19 protein-coding genes are annotated in these 17,842 nt (G+C 72.4%); 12 read left to right on the top strand and 7 right to left on the bottom strand.

The window, feature by feature from the left end:
* Nucleotides 1-105: 105 nt before the first annotated feature.
* A complete protein-coding gene (locus Aru02nite_RS17335; RefSeq protein WP_203658786.1) occupies nucleotides 106-1,533 on the bottom strand; it encodes an FAD-dependent oxidoreductase in 1,428 nt (475 codons plus the stop codon).
* Between the two features lie 883 nt (nucleotides 1,534-2,416).
* On the bottom strand, nucleotides 2,417-3,289 hold the full coding sequence (locus tag Aru02nite_RS17330; protein ID WP_239076752.1) for a phosphotransferase family protein: 873 nt from the start codon (nucleotides 3,287-3,289) through the stop codon (nucleotides 2,417-2,419).
* A 326-nt stretch (nucleotides 3,290-3,615) separates the two neighbouring features.
* Here Aru02nite_RS17330 and Aru02nite_RS17325 point away from each other — a divergent pair, with 326 nt between their 5' ends.
* Together Aru02nite_RS17325 and Aru02nite_RS17320 are read left to right on the top strand one after the other, a co-directional pair.
* Nucleotides 3,616-3,846, top strand: coding sequence for a recombinase family protein (locus tag Aru02nite_RS17325; protein WP_239076743.1), 231 nt, complete (start codon nucleotides 3,616-3,618; stop codon nucleotides 3,844-3,846).
* Between the two features lie 321 nt (nucleotides 3,847-4,167).
* Complete coding sequence (locus Aru02nite_RS17320; RefSeq protein WP_203658681.1) at nucleotides 4,168-4,869, top strand: hypothetical protein; 702 nt, start codon at nucleotides 4,168-4,170, stop codon at nucleotides 4,867-4,869.
* 126 nt (nucleotides 4,870-4,995) lie between these two features.
* On the opposite strand, the gene Aru02nite_RS17315 is transcribed toward Aru02nite_RS17320, so the two are convergent.
* Entirely contained in the window at nucleotides 4,996-5,628 is a 633-nt protein-coding gene (locus tag Aru02nite_RS17315; RefSeq protein ID WP_203658679.1) for a TetR/AcrR family transcriptional regulator C-terminal domain-containing protein, read from the bottom strand.
* A 91-nt stretch (nucleotides 5,629-5,719) separates the two neighbouring features.
* Here Aru02nite_RS17315 and Aru02nite_RS17310 point away from each other — a divergent pair, with 91 nt between their 5' ends.
* Both Aru02nite_RS17310 and Aru02nite_RS17305 read left to right on the top strand, forming a co-directional pair.
* Nucleotides 5,720-5,938, top strand: a complete 219-nt coding sequence (locus Aru02nite_RS17310) for a hypothetical protein (protein WP_203658677.1) — start codon at nucleotides 5,720-5,722, stop codon at nucleotides 5,936-5,938.
* Nucleotides 5,935-6,102, top strand: coding sequence for a hypothetical protein (locus tag Aru02nite_RS17305; protein WP_203658675.1), 168 nt, complete (start codon nucleotides 5,935-5,937; stop codon nucleotides 6,100-6,102). The genes Aru02nite_RS17310 and Aru02nite_RS17305 overlap by 4 nt, the downstream gene beginning before the upstream one ends.
* Nucleotides 6,103-6,267: 165 nt before the next feature.
* On the opposite strand, the gene Aru02nite_RS17300 is transcribed toward Aru02nite_RS17305, so the two are convergent.
* Together Aru02nite_RS17300 and Aru02nite_RS17295 are read right to left on the bottom strand one after the other, a co-directional pair.
* The gene (locus tag Aru02nite_RS17300; RefSeq protein ID WP_203658673.1) at nucleotides 6,268-7,293 is read right to left on the bottom strand and encodes an NAD(P)/FAD-dependent oxidoreductase; all 1,026 of its coding nucleotides are present in this window, start codon (nucleotides 7,291-7,293) and stop codon (nucleotides 6,268-6,270) included.
* A gap of 63 nt (nucleotides 7,294-7,356) precedes the next feature.
* The gene (locus tag Aru02nite_RS17295) at nucleotides 7,357-7,959 is read right to left on the bottom strand and encodes a TetR/AcrR family transcriptional regulator (protein ID WP_203658671.1); all 603 of its coding nucleotides are present in this window, start codon (nucleotides 7,957-7,959) and stop codon (nucleotides 7,357-7,359) included.
* A gap of 72 nt (nucleotides 7,960-8,031) precedes the next feature.
* On the opposite strand from Aru02nite_RS17295, the gene Aru02nite_RS17290 reads away from it, so the two are divergent.
* Nucleotides 8,032-9,522, top strand: coding sequence for a carboxylesterase/lipase family protein (locus Aru02nite_RS17290; protein ID WP_203658668.1), 1,491 nt, complete (start codon nucleotides 8,032-8,034; stop codon nucleotides 9,520-9,522).
* A gap of 48 nt (nucleotides 9,523-9,570) precedes the next feature.
* Nucleotides 9,571-10,161, top strand: a complete 591-nt coding sequence (locus Aru02nite_RS17285; protein WP_203658666.1) for a helix-turn-helix domain-containing protein — start codon at nucleotides 9,571-9,573, stop codon at nucleotides 10,159-10,161.
* Here Aru02nite_RS17285 and Aru02nite_RS17280 read toward each other — a convergent pair.
* Nucleotides 10,146-10,745 (bottom strand): SRPBCC domain-containing protein, encoded by a 600-nt coding sequence (locus Aru02nite_RS17280; protein WP_203658665.1) that lies wholly within the window; start codon nucleotides 10,743-10,745, stop codon nucleotides 10,146-10,148. The genes Aru02nite_RS17285 and Aru02nite_RS17280 overlap by 16 nt on opposite strands.
* A gap of 35 nt (nucleotides 10,746-10,780) precedes the next feature.
* Nucleotides 10,781-11,740, bottom strand: a complete 960-nt coding sequence (locus Aru02nite_RS17275; RefSeq protein ID WP_203658663.1) for a helix-turn-helix transcriptional regulator — start codon at nucleotides 11,738-11,740, stop codon at nucleotides 10,781-10,783.
* A 67-nt stretch (nucleotides 11,741-11,807) separates the two neighbouring features.
* On the opposite strand from Aru02nite_RS17275, the gene Aru02nite_RS17270 reads away from it, so the two are divergent.
* The 6 genes from Aru02nite_RS17270 to Aru02nite_RS17250 all read left to right on the top strand — a co-directional run bounded on the left by Aru02nite_RS17270 (nucleotide 11,808) and on the right by Aru02nite_RS17250 (nucleotide 17,695).
* Nucleotides 11,808-12,332 (top strand): GNAT family N-acetyltransferase, encoded by a 525-nt coding sequence (locus tag Aru02nite_RS17270; protein ID WP_203658661.1) that lies wholly within the window; start codon nucleotides 11,808-11,810, stop codon nucleotides 12,330-12,332.
* A gap of 50 nt (nucleotides 12,333-12,382) precedes the next feature.
* Nucleotides 12,383-13,537, top strand: a complete 1,155-nt coding sequence (locus Aru02nite_RS17265; RefSeq protein WP_203658659.1) for a coiled-coil domain-containing protein — start codon at nucleotides 12,383-12,385, stop codon at nucleotides 13,535-13,537.
* 34 nt (nucleotides 13,538-13,571) lie between these two features.
* Complete coding sequence (locus Aru02nite_RS17260; protein ID WP_275408657.1) at nucleotides 13,572-14,837, top strand: GntT/GntP/DsdX family permease; 1,266 nt, start codon at nucleotides 13,572-13,574, stop codon at nucleotides 14,835-14,837.
* Nucleotides 14,750-14,932 (top strand): GntT/GntP/DsdX family permease, encoded by a 183-nt coding sequence (locus Aru02nite_RS37250; RefSeq protein ID WP_275408656.1) that lies wholly within the window; start codon nucleotides 14,750-14,752, stop codon nucleotides 14,930-14,932. Before Aru02nite_RS17260 ends, Aru02nite_RS37250 begins: the two co-directional genes overlap by 88 nt.
* Nucleotides 14,933-15,038: 106 nt before the next feature.
* Nucleotides 15,039-15,734 carry a hypothetical protein gene (locus tag Aru02nite_RS17255; RefSeq protein WP_203658657.1) on the top strand — a complete coding sequence of 232 codons (696 nt, stop codon included), beginning with the start codon at nucleotides 15,039-15,041 and terminating at the stop codon, nucleotides 15,732-15,734.
* 128 nt (nucleotides 15,735-15,862) lie between these two features.
* Nucleotides 15,863-17,695, top strand: coding sequence for a substrate-binding and VWA domain-containing protein (locus tag Aru02nite_RS17250; RefSeq protein WP_203658655.1), 1,833 nt, complete (start codon nucleotides 15,863-15,865; stop codon nucleotides 17,693-17,695).
* Nucleotides 17,696-17,842: the final 147 nt, after the last annotated feature.

The raw sequence follows: 17,842 nt of genomic DNA, 5'->3' as shown, positions 1-17,842 counted from the left end.
GCCCGTGACGTACCGACGGTCGCACTGACGCCCGCGCCGGAGCCGGTCGAGAGCTCCGGCGCGGATGTCGTACCGACCGGGTTTCGTGGGTGCTCGGGTCCGAGGTCAGGCGGTGGGGGTGCCGAACCAGCGGGTGAGGTGGTCGTCGAGGTCGTGCTGGTCGTCGCCGATCCAGGCGACGTGGCCGTCGGGGCGGAGCAGGACACCCGGAACGTCCAGCGCCACGGTGGGGTCCGCCAGCAGGTCGACCCGGTCCGACCAGCCGCCGACGGTCAGTCCCCGGGTACGGTCCAGCAGCAGCCCGCGGCCACGATGGAGCAGGTCGTAGAGGCGGCCCTGCCGTACGTCGAGGTCACGCAGGCGGCGGCCGAGCAGGTCGGCGGGGCCCGCACCGAGGTCGTACCGGATGTCGATCGCGGTGACCTTCTCGATGAGGTACCGGTTCACCACGTCGAAGTCCATCAGCTCGGTCAGCAGTCTGCGTACCGCGCGCGGGCCTGGTTCGGTGGAGTGCAGCTCCATCTGTGCCCGGGTGTTGTCCAGTACGTCGGCGGCGACCGGATGGCGTTCCGCCTGGTACGTGTCCAGCAGCGGGTCCGGCGTCCAGCCGCGGACCTGTGCGGCCAGCTTCCAGCCCAGGTTGAACGCGTCCTGCATGCCGAGATTGAGTCCCTGCCCGCCGGTGGGTGGATGGATGTGCGCCGCGTCGCCGGCCAGCAGCACCCGCCCGACCCGGTAGCGGTCGACCAGCCGGGTGGCGTCGCCGAAGCGGGACAGCCAGCGCGGAGAGTGCACACCGAAGTCGGTACCGGCGATGGCGTGCAGCTCTCGTCGGAAGTCCTCGATGGTGGGCGGCTGCGCGCGGTCGCTGACTCCCGCGGCCGGGACCACCACGCTGTAGACCCCGCCGCCCACAGGCCGGAGCGAGAACCGCTGGTAGGTCTCGCGGACCTCCCTCGTCCTGGCCGCGATCTCCTCCCGCGGCGCATCGAGCTCCATCTCGCCCATCAGCGTGTCGTGACGCGACGGCTCACCGGGGAACCCGACTCCGAGCAACGCCCGCATCGTACTGTGCGCGCCGTCGCAGCCGACGAGGTAGCGCGCACGCAGCCGGACGCCGTCGGCCAGTTCGACGGTCACACCCTCGTCGTCCTGCACGACGCCGGTCACCGCGCAACCGCGGCGGATCCGCGCGCCGAGTTGGCTCGCATGCTCCTCCAGCAGCCGTACGAGTACCGGCTGCGGGATGCCCAACAGGTACGCGTGCGCGGAGTCCAGACCCTCGGGCGCGGGTTTGTCGATGGCGGCGAAGAACCCGCCGGCAGGCCGCTGCCGTCCGTGCTCGCGTACGCGGTCCAGCAGCCCACGCATGGCCAGCAGTTCGAGACTGCGGATGTGCAGTCCGACGATGCGGACGTACGACGCGGGCTCGGTGTCCTGCTCCAGCACGAGTACCCGAACGTCGTGCAGCCGCAGCTCGGCGGCCAACACCGCGCCGGTCGGGCCACAGCCGGCGATGATCACGTCGAACATGCCCGCCCGGTCGGCGCCGGCATCCATCGACCCGGCATCACGCACTGGTACGTCGTGCTCGGCGGGCAACTGTGAAGAGTCCATAGGTCGTGCCTTTCGGGAGTGCCTTGGTGGCGAGGCGCTCCCGGCGACACCTACGTCAGTCGCTGGCCGTGACGGGAAGGCGGAGCACCCACGTCGGTACCACGGTCATGGGTCTCACCTCCTCAAGCGGTGTCACGGTTCGCCGCACGCTACAAGCCCGAACGCCGCCCGTCCAACCCTTTCCGGCGCCCCGCGAACACGGCTGCCGGTGCTGGCCCTCACGGTCCACGTCGCTGGGACACGCACCGGCCGACCACAACGGAGCGATGCAACCTAACAGGAATTATGTTGTACCGCCCTGCAGTCCCCCTGATGCTCTTTACTGGATTATTGATATTGATATTCCCGTAACTAGCGCGAGGAAGAGCCGGAAGTGATCGCTGAGTTTCGTCAGTGTCGAAAGGTCGGCCGTAGACCCAGACACACCGATTCGGCCGTCTGACAGCGCCTGTCCGCCCCCGCACATGAGCTCACAGAGCCCGGCCCCTCACACAGCAGAGAATCCAGGCGTTCGTGCGGCAGTTCCGCGGTCAGGCCAACGTGCTTGGCGCGGCTGTGCGGCTCTCACGCTGCCGTGGCGCCCGCCTGTCGCAGCGGCTCGAAATCCCGGTCGGCGAGCTGCGCGCGTACGGGCAGCGGGAGCAGACCGTACCGAGCACCTGCGGCAGATCGCCGGCTGAACACCGAGCTGATCACAAGCATGTCGGACGACAGTCAGCTGGACCACCGAGTACCACGGCCTGGCCGTCGCCGCACTACGCCGCGGCGGGCCGGTGGATCGACGATGAGGGAAGACGATCTACCAGATGAGTTCGTCTAGGTGGTTATGGCCGGAAAGCAGGCGAGTGATGCGGTCCTGCGCCGCTTCGCGGATGTCAGCCTGCGGGTGGTGTGCATAGAGCGTGACTTCCCCGTACATGTCATAGAAGTCCAACCGCTCGCGCAGATGCTCGCGCTCGAACAGCTCCGGATACGCATCGTGCAGCCATCCGGGAACCTCAATGAGCGTGGCCTCGTCGAGCCCCTGTTTGTCGGGTACGGGTGGGAACTCTCGCGCCTTCGCGCACCAGCGCAGGATGGTATCGAGCTCGACGTCCGCCGGCTGAGCCAACGCCTCCGCGAAATCGATAAGACCGGTGACGTGTCCCTGGTCGACGATCACATTGGATCCATGTAAATCACCATGGACGAGGACCGGCTCGTCGTCGGCGAACGACACCAACCGTTCCTGGATCCAATCAGTGACGTCGGCAAGCAGCTGCGAGTCATGGCCGGGCACTCGTCGGGCAGCCTCGACCTGCTGGAGCGCCGCACTCACCACAGGTGGATGGAACGCAGCCCAGGGCTTCTTGCCGGCAAGCGCGTCGGCCAGCCAAGGCGGCAGCAGGCCCGCCGGGACAGGTATCCGGTGCAGGGCGCGCAACGCAGCACCGAGGCTCTCGGTGATTGCTTGGCGCGTCGACGAGTCCGCCGCCGGCCACGCTTCGTACAGGGTTCGGCCGGGCAGGCGCTCGGAGACGTACCACGGCCCGTCCGGGCCCTCGCCATGAGCGAGGTGCCGGGCGTGCGGGACCTCGCTGCCGGCGAGCAGGTTGACGACGGCAGCCTCGTGGCGATACGCGTCGCGGTGCCGTTCGTCGGTGTTGAGTCGTACGACGTATTCGTCGCCGATCCACGCGCGGCTAACCCAGCCAGCCTTTCGAACAAAGCGCCCGGTTGCCGGCAGGCCAGCGGCCGCCAGCGTCCTCAGCAGCGCCGGGTCGACAGCCGGCTCGTCGCCGACCGGTATCGGTTGGGTGATCGATGCTCCTCGGAACGGCCGACAACGACATTCAACGTAGCGATATCAACCGCGCAGAACGATCGATTTCTTGGCCAACCAGAACTTGCCTGGCGTGGCCGCAAGCTGCCCGTAGCAGGAGCCCCCAACGAACACCGAGACGGACTGGCCGCGGCCGACATCGACCAGCACGGGCGCCGTCTCATACAGCCCGTCCGGTGAACGTCTCAGTTGTCGGGGGCTATCCGTACGCTGCCGGACATGATCCCACGCTGATCGGCTACGCCCGCTGCTCCACCGACGCCCAAGACCTCACCGCCCAACGCGAGGCCCTCGCCGCCGTCCGCGCCGGCGACACCCTCATCGTCCCGAAGCTCGCCCGGCTCGCCCGCAACGCACCCGACGCCCACGACATCGGCCACGCGCTGGAAGCTACGGCGACCCCTTGACCGATAAGCCCTGAGGTGGAGCGCTGGTCAGGTCACGGAGCCACGGGACCCGAGCGGATCATCGCCATGCGGCGTGGGTCGGCACGGTCGGCGACGCGTGGCGCACCAGTGGACAGCGGTGACGGTGTGTCGTGGCTAGCGCGTCTGGCAGGACCGGCCCGCGTGCGTACTGCCGCCCGGCAGCACAGTCCGGCGCGCTGCTCCCGACGCTGTGCACGCTCGCGGTCGCCTTCGGACTTCTCGTACTCTCCGCCGGCGACGACCACTGGTACTTGACCGTGTCCGGTACTGTCCCCCGACACGAGGCGTGGAGGTGCGTGGATGCAGGGCAAAGCGGTCGTCGCGATGCTGGCGCTGGTGGTGTTGGGCGTGACGGGCTGCGGCCCGGACAAGTCCGCTGCGGGATCGCATGGTGATCCGCGAGGGGCGTCGTCCAGCGCACCGAAGTCGGCTGACGCCTCCAGTTCGGCGGGCAGCGGCACCGGCGTCGCCTCGCGGCCACGCCTCACCAGGGCCCAACAGGAGCAGGTCCTGCTCACGCTCGACGACCTGCCGAGCGGGTACACGAACGACGCCGACCCGAGCGTTCCCGAGGGGCGGTGTATGAAGCGGCTGAGCGAGGTGATCGTGGGCGACGTGCACCATCAGTTCACCCAGGACTCGTCCGACTCGTTCGGGGCCGTGGTCTCGTCCAGCTCGACGACCGCACCGGGCAAGGGGCACGCGCGCATTGCGCAGGCCGCGGACCTGGCCGACCAGTGCGCCAGCTTCAGCATGTCCGAGGACGGCATGCCGATGACCGGACGGTTCGTCACCCACGAGGCGCCGCAGGTACTCGACGAGAGTCAGATGATCGTGTTCACCGGCAGCGCCTCGGGCTTCACGCTCAACGAGACGTTCCTGGTCTTCCGGTACGGCGACAACGTCGCCGCGGTCGGCGTGATCCCTGGCGACGGCTCGGTCGCCGTCGACGAGGCCGTGCGGTACGCGCGCATCGTGGCGGACCGCATCCGCAAGTCCTGAGCGCCTGACGGAGCGCCCGCGCCATGACGTGAGGGCCGCGCACTCCCCCGCGCGACGGTTCGGCACGTGTCGACGGCATGTGGACCACGGTCACCGCGTACGCCAGGGGAGCACGTCTTCCGGCGGTCAGGGCTTGGGCTGGGACTTCGCGACCGCGCCCTCGATGACCACGTCGAGACAGTCACGGAAGAGGTCGTCGACCGTCGCGCCGGGCTGGAAGTACTCGGTGATTCCGGCCATGACCGTGGGGTGCTGCTCGGTGAAGGCGGCCATGTCGAAGTCGCCGAGTTCGTCCGGGCCGGGGCGGGCGGCCTGTTCTTCGAGTACGTGGCCGACGGTGAAGCGCTCGACCGTGAGGACGATGACGCGGGCCCGCCGTAGCGGGATTCCGCGGGTCACGAGGGTACTCATGGCGAGCTCGGAGATCGCGGCCATTCGGCGGGAAAGCTGGGAGGCGGACAGGACGCGGGCGCCGTCGGGGTGGGCGAGCAGCGCGTGGCGCAGCCGTACGGCGAGATCCGTGAGCCATTCCTGCCAGGGTTCGTCGGGGCCCGGCGGCGTCAGGTCGGGAAACTCCTGCTCCAGGATGTTCTCGGCGAGCGCGGTCACCAGCGCGGCCTTGTTGGGCATGTGCCAGTAGAGGGTGGGCGACTGGACGCCGAGCCGCGCGGCCAGTTTGCGGGTGGTGACGCTGTCGAGACCTTCCGCGTCCAGCAGGGCCACGGCCTCCTCGACGATCCGCGCTCGGTCCAACGCCAACTCGGCCACCTCCCGCCCGCACTCTATCAGTGCTAGATTCTCTCTATCGATGATAGAGGCGCGGTGCGTCGTACCCCGAGGAGGACGAACGATGGCAGGCCAACACCCGCTGAGGACACGGCTGCACCGGGCGACCCATCGCGTACCCGCGGTCCCCCGGCACGTCGAGCACCCGACCGGGCACCAGGGCAAGACCTCCCAGCGCCACGGCACCAGCACGCGAAACCACCACTCCCGCGTACGGCAGCCCCGCGTACTGGTGGCGTGGCAGCGTCGGGTCGCCCACTTCCTCGGTCAGGAGTCGTCATGAAGGCGGCGGCACTGCACGAGGTCGGCGGCGTCCCGCGGTACGAGGAGTTCCCGGATCCGGTGGCCGGCGCCGGTGGGGTGATCATCGACGTGCGGGCGGTCGCCGTGGAAAGGGCGATCGCGGCCGGGACCTGCGGGGGCCGGCGGCTCGTCGTCGTGTCCTGACATGCGCGAGCACGCTTCGGGTACACCGTCGATGCGGCGCGGCCAAGCACGAGCACTCCCGCAGTCAGGGTTCGCAGAAGGTACGCGGGGGACGTGCCCGCTCCGGGAGCGGTGCCATCGATGCCTCGGCCGCCATCCATCCCGTATGCAGGGGATGGTCGGACGTCAGGCGAAGCGGTGCGGGCGGCAGCCGGCGAGTTCGGGGGCGGGCGATCCGGTGAGGATCTCGGTGGCGGCGAGGCGGCCTGCGGCGGCGGCGAGGGTGATCGCCGAGTGCATGACGGCGACGTACAGGCCGTCGGTGCCGGGGGGCGGGCCGATGACCGGTTCCCCGTCGGCGGGCATGGGGCGCCAGCCGATCTCGACGGAGTCCACCTCCGCGTCGCCGGCGCCCGCGAACGCGGCGGCGAACCGGTCACGTACGCGGTGGGCGGTGGCGAGCAGCGCGGCCCGGTCGGTCTCGCCGCCGTACGCGACGGGCGCGAGTACCGTGCCGTCGTCGAGCTGGCGGGCCTCCAGCGCCGGCGTCGCGACGATGCCGCGGACCAGACCGGGCGCCGCGCGTAACCGTACGAGGATCGCGGGTGACGGTTCGACGGGCAGCGTGACACCGATCCCGGCGCAGAGGGCGACCGTTCCGGTGCCGGCGGCCAGGACGACGGTCCCGGCGGGTACGGGCCCGGCGGTGGTCCGTACGCCGTGCACCGTGCCGTCCCGGTGGTCGAGGGCGGTGGCGAGCGTGCCGGTCAGTACTCGGGCGCCGCGGTCACGGGCGGCGGCGATCAGCACCTCGCTCCCGGCGACGGGGTCGAACGCGGCGTCGTCCGGGCGGTGCACGGCCTCCGCGGGTGGCGCGTTCAGGTTCGGCTCCAGCGCCGCCGCGTCGTGAGTACGCGGGCCCGCGGACGTGTCGAAGCCGTCCCAGCTCACCGACCCGGACCAGCGGATCGCCAGCGCGGGCAGCTCGGCCTCCACCCGCCGGTACTCGTCCAGCGCCAGGCGGCGCAGCGGCGCCGAGGGCAGGGCGCCGTCGACCGAGCGGCCGATCCAGGCGAACGAGGCCCGGGTGGCGCCCGACGCGGGCAGCCCGGCGTCGAGCACGGTGACGGACCGACCGTGCCCCGCCAGGTGGTACGCCAGCGACGCGCCCACGATGCCGGCGCCGACCACCACGATGCCGCGATCCGTCATGCCGGTGTTGTAGCAGTTCGTGGTGCCCGACGTCGCGGGACTTTCGGGCGGGCCGGGCCGGGGTCAGGACGGCGGGGTGAACAGTCGGGCGAGGTGGCTGTCGATGGCGGCGCGCGCGGCGGCGGGGCCGACGACGTCGAGTTCGAGGAGGGTGGTGAGGCCGGTGAGGGCGAGCAGCAGGTCGGTCTCGGTCGCGGGGTCGCGGTCCGCGGCGATGTGTCCGTCGGCGACCGCCTGACGTACCAGGTCCTCGACGGCGGTACGCGCCTGGCGCAGTCCGTCGCGGGCGCGGGCGTGGAGTTCCTTGTCGTGCAACGCTTCCAGCACGTACGCGGTGCTCATGCGGCTGGTGGCGCGGGCGTCGGGGTGGACGGGGAGCATCTCGGTGAGCATCAGCCGCAGCACGTCGCGCGGGTGCGGGTGTTCGCCGAGGGCGGCGAGTCCCCGCTGGACGCGGGCGGCTCGCTGCTCGGCGGCGAAGTCCATGGCGAAGCTGAGCATGGCCGCCCGGGACGCGAAGTAGTGCTGCAACTGGCCGAGGGAGATGCCCGCCTCGTGCGCGACGACGCGCATGGTCGCGTGGGCGACGCCGCGCCCGTCCACCACCCGCCACAGGGCGCGGGCGATCGTTTCGCGGCGGTGCTGGTGATCGACCGTCTTCGGCATCCGGGCCCCTTCCCGACCGTTCCGCTGCACCTGAAACAATACAGTTGACCTGAAAACGGTGGAGGGGGCGGCATGCGTGATGCGGCGACGGGACCACGGATCCGTACGGCGGAGGGCGTGGTGGAGGGGCGGTGGCGCGCCGGGCTGGCCGAGTTCCGCGGCATCCCGTACGCCCGGCCGCCGGTGGGGGATCTGCGCTTCGCCGCGCCCGCCGCGCCGACGACCTGGGACGGCACGCGGCGCGCCACCGAGTTCGGGCCTCCCCCGCCGCAGTCCGGGCCGGCCCAGACCGACGCGGCCCGCGACACCGACTGGCTGACGCTCAACGTCAGCACCCCCGATCCCGGTACGGCCGGGTTGCCGGTGCTGGTGTGGATCCCCGGCGGCGCGTACATCACCGCCGTGAGCGGCGACCCGTCGTACGATCCGGCGCGGCTGTGCGCCGCCGGGCTCGTCGTCGTGAGCCTCAACTACCGGGTGGGGGTGGAGGGCTTCGCGCTGGTCGACGGCGCCCCGCCGAACCGGGGGCTGCTGGACCAGGTGGCCGCGCTGGACTGGGTGCGGCGCAACGTCGCGCGGTTCGGCGGCGACCCCGCGCAGGTCACCGTCGCCGGGCAGTCCGCCGGGGCCGGCTCGATCGCCGCCCTGCTCACGATGGCGCCGGCGCGGGGACTGTTCCGCCGGGCGATCACCCACTCGGTACCGGGGAGCCACTGCACGCCGGCGCTCGCCCGCGAGGTCACCGCCGCGCTCGCCGTACGGGTCGGGGCGAAGCCGACCGCGGCGGCCCTGGGTGCCGTCGATCCGTGGCGGCTGGCCGACGAGGTGACCGCCCTCGGCGCCGAGCTGTCCGCCGACCGCGGGCGCTGGGGACGGATCGCCCAGACCGGTGTGCCGGTCTGCCCCGTACTCGACGGCGAGGTCCTGCCGGACACGCCGTGGTCGGCGTTGACCGGTGGGCGGGCGGCCGGAATCGACCTGGTGGTCGGCCACACCCGCGACGAGTTCCGGTTGTTCTCCGTCATGACCGGCCGCGCCGGTACGTTCACCGAGCAGGAGGCGCGCACCGCGCTGGAGGTGTGGGCGCCACCCGGCGGCGCGGACGCCTACCGTGCCGGGTACCCGGATGCCGGGCCGGACGTCCTGCTGGAGACGGTGTCGTCCGACGCGCTGTTCCGGATGCCGTCGCTGCACCTGGCCGAGGCGAACACGGCCGCGGGCGGCACCTCGTACCTGTTCGAGCTGTGCCTGGAGGCGCCGGGGCTGGGCGCCTGTCACAGCCTCGACGTGCCGCTCGCGTTCGGCACGCTCGACGGCCCCACCGGCAGGCAGGTGTTCGGCGCGGACCCCGACGCCGGCACCGTCCGCCTCGCGCAGGAAATGCAGCAGAGCTGGGTACGGTTCGCCGGCGGCGGCGACCCCGGCTGGCCCGCGTACCGGCCCGGGGACCGGCTCACCCGCGTACTGGACCGCGAGTCGCGGACCGTGCCGTACCCGGAGGAGGTGTCGCGGCGGATCTGGGCGGGGCACGCGCCGGTGCCGTTCGACCTCACCACGGCCTGAGCGGCGCGGAGATGGCAAATGCTGTTGCCGGCGTGGCACGGTGGTGGGGTGGACGACGACCTGGGACGCACGCTCGACGGGGTCGGCCCGCGGCTGCGCGCACTGCGCCGCCGGCGTACGACGACGCTGGCTGAGCTGTCCGCGGCGACCGGCATCTCGGTCAGTACGCTGTCGCGGCTGGAGTCGGGGGCGCGCCGGCCGACGCTGGAGTTGCTGCTGCCGCTGGCCCGCGCGCACGGCGTCACGCTGGACGAGCTGGTCGACGCGCCGCCGACCGGCGATCCGCGCATCCATCTGCGGCCGGTGACCCGCGGCGGGATGACGATGCTGCCGCTGACCCGGCACGTCGGCGGCGTCCAGGCGTACAAGCTGATCCTGCCCGGTGGCGGCGGGCGGCGACCGGAGCTGCAGACCCACGAGGGCTACGAGTGGCTGTACGTGCTGAGCGGCCGGCTGCGGGTGCTGCTCGGTGAGCACGACCTGGAGCTGGCGCCCGGGGAGGCCGCCGAGTTCGACACGCGCACGCCGCACTGGTTCGGCAGCGCGACCGACGAGCCGGTGGAGTTCCTGAGCCTGTTCGGCAAGCAGGGCGAGCGGGCGCACCTGCGGGCCCGGCCGTCGCGTCAGCGCGCCGAGTAGAACGCCGCGGTCCGTTCGGCGGCGGCGCGGGCGGTCTCGTCGTCGACCCCGGTCCCCCGGTACGCCTCGGCCCACGCCTCGCCGACCCGGGTAAGGTACGCGCGGCCCTCGGTGGTGGCGGGCCAGCCCGCCGGGTCCGGTGGCGGGTCGCCGGCCAGGTGCAGCGCGAGGCCGAGCAGGGTCAGGTCCCAGCCGACGCCGACCGCGCCGGGCCCGTACCGTTCCCACATGCCCGGCGGCGGCGTGGCCCGGTACGCCAGCGTCAGGGTCGTGCCGGTGTCCGCGCCGGCCAGGGCCACGTCGAGCCGGCCGCCGTCGGCCGCGTCGTACTCCCAGGTCACGGCGAACCCGGTGGGCGCCTCGCAGCGCAGGACCCGGCCGCGGGCGTTGCCCGGCAGGCGGAAGTGGCCGCCCTCGCCGAGCTGCCCGCGGACCGGCAGGTACCAGGCGGCGATGCGCCGCGGGTCGGTGCAGGCCGCCCACACCGCGTCGACGGGCGCGTCGTACCGGCGGCTCAGCCGTACGGTGCCGGTGCCGTCGACGGCGCGGCGTACCTCGGTGACCTGCCCGACGATGTCGATCATTCACGCATTGTGCCCGCCTCGACGCACAGTGTGGGTCACGGTGTCGGCGTGGCGCGGGCGTACCGGTCGGCGAGGGCACGGACCGCGGCGACCAGCTCCGGCGGGTCGAGTACCTCGAAGTCGGCGCCGAGCATCCCCAGGTACACGGCGAGGCTGTCGATCCGGTCCGCGCCGGTGCGCAGCAGGCTCACCCCGTCGCCCGCCGCCTCGATGGACCCCACCGAACGCGGCAGCCGCGCCGTCAGCGCCGCCGCGTCCGCATGCACCCGTACCGTCGCCTGGTGCGGCCACGGCGCGGTCGACACCCGGTGCGCCACGTAGTCGGCGAGGTCGGCGGCGGGCGGTTCACGCGGCGTGAACCGCGGCCCGACCGGGGTCCGCGGCACGATCCGGTCCACCCGGAACGTGCGCCAGTCCGCCCGGTCCCGGTCGAACGCGACCAGATACCAGCGCCGGCCCCAGTTCACCATCCGGTACGGCTCGGTACTGCGCACGCTCGCCGTACCGTCGTGGTTGCGGTAGTCGAAGCGGAGCCGGTCCTGGTCCCGGCAGGCCGCGGCGATCACGGTGAGTACGTCGGCGTCGACGGTCGGGCCGGCCAAGGGGATCTGCACCGTCGCCGCGTTCAGCGCATGTACCCGGCGGCGCAGCCGCGCCGGCAGGATCTGCTCCAGCTTCGTCAACGCCCGTACCGAGGTCTCCTCGATGCCGGTGACCGCACCACCCGCCGCCGTCCGCAGGCCCACGGCCACCGCGACCGCCTCCTCGTCGTCGAGCAGCAGCGGCGGCAGCGCCGCACCGGCACCCAGCCGGTAGCCGCCGAACGTGCCCGTCGTGGCCTGCACCGGGTAGCCGAGCTCGCGCAGCTTGTCCACGTCGCGGCGGACCGTACGGGCGCTGACGCCGAGCCGGTCGGCGAGATCCGCGCCCGGCCAGTCCCGGCGGGTCTGCAGCAACGACAGCAGGCGCAGCAGGCGCGCCGAGGTCTGCAACATGCGCCGAGTCTCGCACCCGTTGCGGCCAGCTGTCGGCCGCAGCCCCGGCCTCGGGCATCATGGGCCGGTGATCACCACCCGACTCATCGCCGCCGACGACGCGCCGGCGCTCGCCGACCTGCTCGTCGCCAACCACGAGCACCTCGCCCGGTGGGAACCGCGACGCGACCCCGGCTACGCCACCGTCGACGGCCAGCGCGCCGCGATCGACGACGCGCTGCGCCAGTACGAGGCGGGCACGCAGGTGCCGCACGTGATCGTCGACGACGGCCGCATCGTCGGGCGTACCGCACTCAGCAGCGTCATCCGCGGCTTCTTCCAGTCGTGCAGCCTGTCGTACTGGGTGGCCGCCGCCGACACCGGCCGCGGCATCGGCACCACGGTGGCGCGCTCGATGGTGCGGATCGCATTCGACGAGCTGGACCTGCACCGGGTGCAGGCCGAGACGCTGCTGGACAACACCGCCTCCCAGCGCGTACTCGAACGCGTCGGGTTCACCCGCATCGGCGTCGCCCCGGCGTTCCTGAAGATCGCGGGCCGCTGGCAGGACCACGTGCTGTTCCAGCTGGTGCGCCCCGACGGCGAGCGCTGACCGGCGTCGCTGCGCGGCGCACGAACCCGGCCCGCCTAGACTCTGCGGACATGGCCGACTCCGCCGTCGACACCCCGACCCTGCCCGAGCCGGCCGACGAGCAGGCACCGACCCGGCCGTGCGCGCACTGCGGCACCCCCGTCCCGCAGCGCATCGGCGCCGGCCGCCCCTTCCGGTACTGCCGGGACAACGACGGCGCCTGCCAACGCGCCGCCCGTAACTCCCGGATGCGGGAACGCAACGCGCCCGGTCTCGCCGGCCAGATCGCCCGCACCTGGGAGCTGGTGGACCGGCTGGAGCAGATGAGCGAGACGCTGTCGGAGTCGCTGCACGCCGAGCTGAGCCCGGCCGGGGTGGAACGGCAGGTCACGCAGGTACGTGCGGAGGCCGCGGCGCAGCTCGCCGCGCTGCACGCCGAACGTGACGAGGCCCGCCGCGACGCCGACGCCGCCCGGCAGGCGCACCACGACGCCGACGCCCGCGCGAGGCGGGCCATCGACGAGGCGCGCGCCGCGGCCGACGACGCCCGTACGGCCCGGGGCGAGGCGCAGGCCGCGCTGGCGCAGGCCGCCACCGCGCACGGCGTACGCGACGCCGCGATCGCCGACCGGGACGAGGCCCGTACCCGGGCGGCGGCGGCCGAGGCGCTGCGTACCGAGACGGCCGAGCAGCGCGACCGGGCGCTCGCCGACGCCCGCGCCGCCACCCAGGCCCGGGACACGCTGGCCGACACGCTCGACGAGGTACGCCGCGCGGAACGGTCCTGGCGGGAGCAGGCCGCCGCGCTCACCGAGGCCCGCGACACGCTCGCCGGGCAGCTCGCCGCCGAACAGGACGCCCACCGCGCCGCCGCCGCCCGCGCCGACCAGGCCGAACGCCGCGCCGACGAGCAGGACGCGGCCGCCCGCGCCGCCACCGACCGGGCCCGTACCGCGGAGGCCGAGGCGGCGGCCGCCCGCGACGCGGCGGACACCGCGCGGCAGGAGACCCGGCAGGCCGTCGCCCGCGCCGAGACCGCCGAGGCGCAGGCCGCCGACGCCCACCGTACGGCCGAGTCCCGGGCGGCGGAGCTGACCGCCGCCCGCGCCGAGACCGCCGCGGTGCGCGACGAGCTGGCCGCAGCACGTACCCAGGCGGCGCAGCTCACCGAGCAGGTCACCAACCTGACCGCGGCGCTGGCCCGGCTCGCCGCCCCACCCGCCTGACCGTCCGCGGCACGACCTCGCCCCGCACGCGGCGGTGTCCATCGCGCTGGTGATCGCCCTGATCACCACCCGGATCAGAATGCACGCGTTCCTCGCGCTGATGATCGGCTCGCTGGCGATGGGCCTGCTCGCCGGACTCGCACCGGACAAGGTCGCGCTGTCGTTCGAGACCGGCGTCGGCGCCGTACTCGGCAACGTCGGCGTGGTCGTCGCCCTCGGCACCATGCTCGGCAAGCTGCTCGCCGAATCCGGTGGCGCGCAACAGATCGCCGACACGCTGCTGCGGCACGCCCGGCCCCGCGCCGTACCGTGGATCATGGCGCTGGTCGCCGGGATCATCGGCATCCCGATGTTCTTCGAGATCGGCCTGGTACTGATGCTGCCGCTGATCCTCACCATGGCCCGGCAGGTACAGCACCGCTACGAGGGCACTGCCCAGGAGGGCGCCGTACGCCGCGCCAACGTCTACATCATGACCGGCATCCCCGCCCTCGCCGGCCTGTCGGTACTGCACGGGCTCGTGCCGCCGCACCCCGGCCCGCTCGCCGCGATCACCGCCATCCACGCCGACCTCGGCCAGACGCTGCTGATCGGCCTGATCATCGCCGTACCGACGGTCATCATCGCCGGCCCGCTGTTCGCCACGGTCATCTCCCGCTACGCCCACCCGCACCCGACGCAGAAACTCCTCGACCAGGTCACCCGCCGCCCCGACGAGACCACCAACCCGCCCGGCTTCGGCGTCACCCTGTTCACCATCCTGCTGCCCGTCGCCCTCATGCTGCTGCGTACGGTCGCCGAGGTGGTACTGCCGGCCGACAGCCCGCTGCTGCCGTGGGCGTCGTTCGTCGGCGAACCGATCGTGGCGCTGCTGATCGCGCTGATCGTCGCCATGTTCACCTTCGGCGTGCTGCGCGGCTTCGGCGGCAGGACCATCACCTCCTACGTCGGCGACGCGCTGATGCCCGCCGCGGGGATCCTGCTGATCATCGGCGCCGGCGGCGGCTTCAAGCAGATCCTCATCGACTCCGGCATCGCCGACGCGATCAAGATCGCCGCCCAGCACAGCCACCTGTCCGCGCTGCTGCTCGCCTGGGGCGTCGCCGTACTGATCCGGCTGGCCACCGGGTCGGCCACCGTCGCCACCGTCACCGCCGCCGGGATCATGGCGCCGCTGGTCGCCTCACCCGACGTCACCGTGAACCGGCCGCTGTGGCGCTGGCCATCGGTGCCGGCTCGCTGTTCTTCTCGCACGTCAACGACGCCGGGTTCTGGCTGGTCAAGGAGTTCTTCGGGATGAGCGTGGGCGACACGTTCAAGAGCTGGTCGGTGATGGAGACGATCATCTCGGTCGTCGGCATCGCCCTGATCCTGGTGGCCAGCCTGATCCTGTGACCCGCCGTGGCCGCGGTGGAGCGGGCCCGCCCACGCGCTGTCACAGGGTGCTGGTATCAATCAGCACGACCTTGCAGAACACACCACGATCAGGAGGTTGCGTGCCATGGCCGCGCCCCGAGGACTGTCGGTCGACGACATCGAGACACTACGTACCGCGGTCGGATCCGGGCGGCGCCCCAAGGTGGTGTTCACCGCCGCCGCCGGCCAGATAGCGGGACAGACCGGCCAGGTCACCGAGGTCGGTGACCCCTCCACCAGCGACGAGTACATCAGCGTCCGGTTCGGCCGCGACAAGCTGGAGTTCGCGCCGTCGGACCTGCAGCTGCCCGGCAAGACCACCGGCCGGCGTACGAAGCCCGCCGAGAAGCCCGCGGCGGACAAGCCGGCCGCCGCCAAGCCGACGCCCGCGGCGCCGGCACCCACACCCGCCTCCTCCCCGGCCCCCGCTGCCGTGGTTCCCGCCGCGTCGCCGGCGCCGGCCACCACCTCGGCCCGTACCACCCCCGCGCGCCGCGGCAAGACCAAGGGCCCGGCGGAGCTGTCGGTCACCCTCAGCTGGCAGGAGGGCGACTGGTCGGTACAGGCCCACCGCGGCGCGAAAGTACTGGCCAAGCCGACGCCGGTACGGGCCGCCGACGCGCTGCGCATGGTCGGCATGCTCGACACGCCGGCCGTCACCGACGCGGTCACCGAGATCGTCAGCGCCGCCCGTTCGGCCGCCGCGGACCGGGCCGAGCAGCTGCGGCAGGAGCTCGCCGAAGTAGAGGCGCGACTGGCCGAACTGCCCGACATCGACTGAGTCGGGCCGGCTGTCGGGTTGCGGACCGGGGCCGGACGGGCCCGGTCCGCGCACAGCGCGAGGCCCTACACTGTGCCAGATTCTCGCCCGGTCGCGATCGCGCGACGGACACACCCCAGGGAGGCGCCGTGCCGCGTGGCAACCATGCCAAGGGCGGCCTGCGTTCCCACCGCCGCAGGATCGGCAAGCACCTGATCATCGCCCCGTGGATCATCGTCACGGTCGTGGCGGTCGTCGTGTTCGCCGGCCTGTCCGTCACCTGGGCGTACCTGGTGACCCGCGGATGCAGCGGCGCCACGGTGACCGCGACCGTGGTCGTCGACCAGAGCGTGCAGAGCGTCGTCGACAAGCAGGCCGGCGCGTACAACCAGGCCGAGCACACGGTCGACCAGCGGTGCGCGAAGGTCGACGTGCAGCAGAAGGACTCCGCGTCGGTCGCCGCCGCGCTCGCCCCCAGCTGGAACACCCGCACCGACGGCCCCCGCCCCGACGCGTGGGTACCGGAGTCGACGCTCTGGATGCGGATGGCCGCCTCCCGGCACGACGCCGCGGCGATGCTGCCCGACCGGCAGCCCAGCCTGGCCCGCAGCCCCGCCGTGATCGCGATGCCCGCACCGATGGCGAAGGCGCTCACCGCCCAGGACCCGAACGTGACCTGGCACGACATCGCCACCGAGTACGCGGGGAAGGTGTGGGCGAAGTACGGGCACGCCGACTGGGGCGGGTTCAAGGTGGCGGTCACCGACCCGACGGTGTCCACCGCCGGGCTGCACGCGCTGACTGCGATGGCCGACGCGAACAACGACGGCGACATCACCCCCGGCGAGCAGTCGACGCTCAACCAGATCTGGTCACTGAAGTCCGACTACCAGACCGACACCGACACCATCCTGCAGAAACTGTCCTCCGCCGACGCGAAGTCCGCCACGGCCGCGCTGCAGACCGTGTCGGCGTTCCCCGCCCTCGAACAGGACGTCATCTCCTACGACGAGGACGGCCCCCGCACCCCGCTGACCGCCGTGTACCCGAAGGACGGCTCCGCCGACGCCGACTTCCCGTACCTGGTGATCAACTGGTCGCACCGCACCACACCGGCGATCAACCCGGACACCCAGCACGTCCGATCCGACATCGCGCAGTCGTTCCTGACGCAGCTGCGCGGCGCCGACGCGCGCACGGCGTTCCTCGACGCCGGCTACCGCGACCCGAACCGCAAACCAGGATCGCAGATGACCGCCGCCAACGGGGTGCAGCGCACCGTGCCGACCGTGCCGCGATCGGTCGTCACCCCCGACTCGATCAGTACGGCGGTGTCGACGTGGACGGCGATCAGCCGGCAGAGCAACGTCCTGATCGTGATGGACGTGTCCTCGTCGATGGGGCAGGCCGTGCCCGGCACCGGCAAGACGAAACTGCAACTTGCCGCCCAGGCCACCGGTGACACGCTGTTCCGGTTCGGGCCCGGCGCGCGGCTCGGCCTGTGGGACTTCGCCAGCAACGTCAACGGCAGCGGCGACAACTACGAACAGATCGTCCCCATCGGCAAGAAGGACGACACGTACCAGGGCGACACGCGGTTCGTGGCGATCCGCAACCAGCTCAACGAGCTGTCCCCCACCGGGCAGCCCACCCTGTTCGACACCGCGATCGCCGCGTACAAGCAGATGCGCAAGGACTACCAGCCCGGCGCCAGCAACCAGATCGTCATCATCACCGGCGACGGCGGCGACTCCGCCAGCAAGGCCGGCCTGGCCGACGTGACCAGCCAGCTGGAGAAACTCGCCGACAAGGACCATCCGCTGCCGATCGTCACCGTCGGATACGGCACCCAGGTCGACCTGAACTCGCTGCAGACCGTCTCCCAGGCCAGCGGCGGCCGCACGTACACGGCGAGCAGCCCGACCGAAATCTCCCGTGTCCTGCTGACCGCCCTGTTCAGCGGCGCCCCGCCAGCCAGCTGAGCGGGCCGGATCACCCAGGGTCACCGCTCCGGGGGATACGCAACGTCACGGCAATGCGCCACCATCGTTCAGTTGATGGGGCGCGCCACCATGGGCGTGCACGGCACCCGGCCCCCGTCGGGCGCCGACCCGAACACCGACCGGAGA

The organism is Actinocatenispora rupis (assembly GCF_016861975.1).
GTDB lineage: Bacteria > Actinomycetota > Actinomycetes > Mycobacteriales > Micromonosporaceae > Actinocatenispora > Actinocatenispora rupis.
This window is presented reverse-complemented; position numbering and strand designations above follow the sequence as displayed.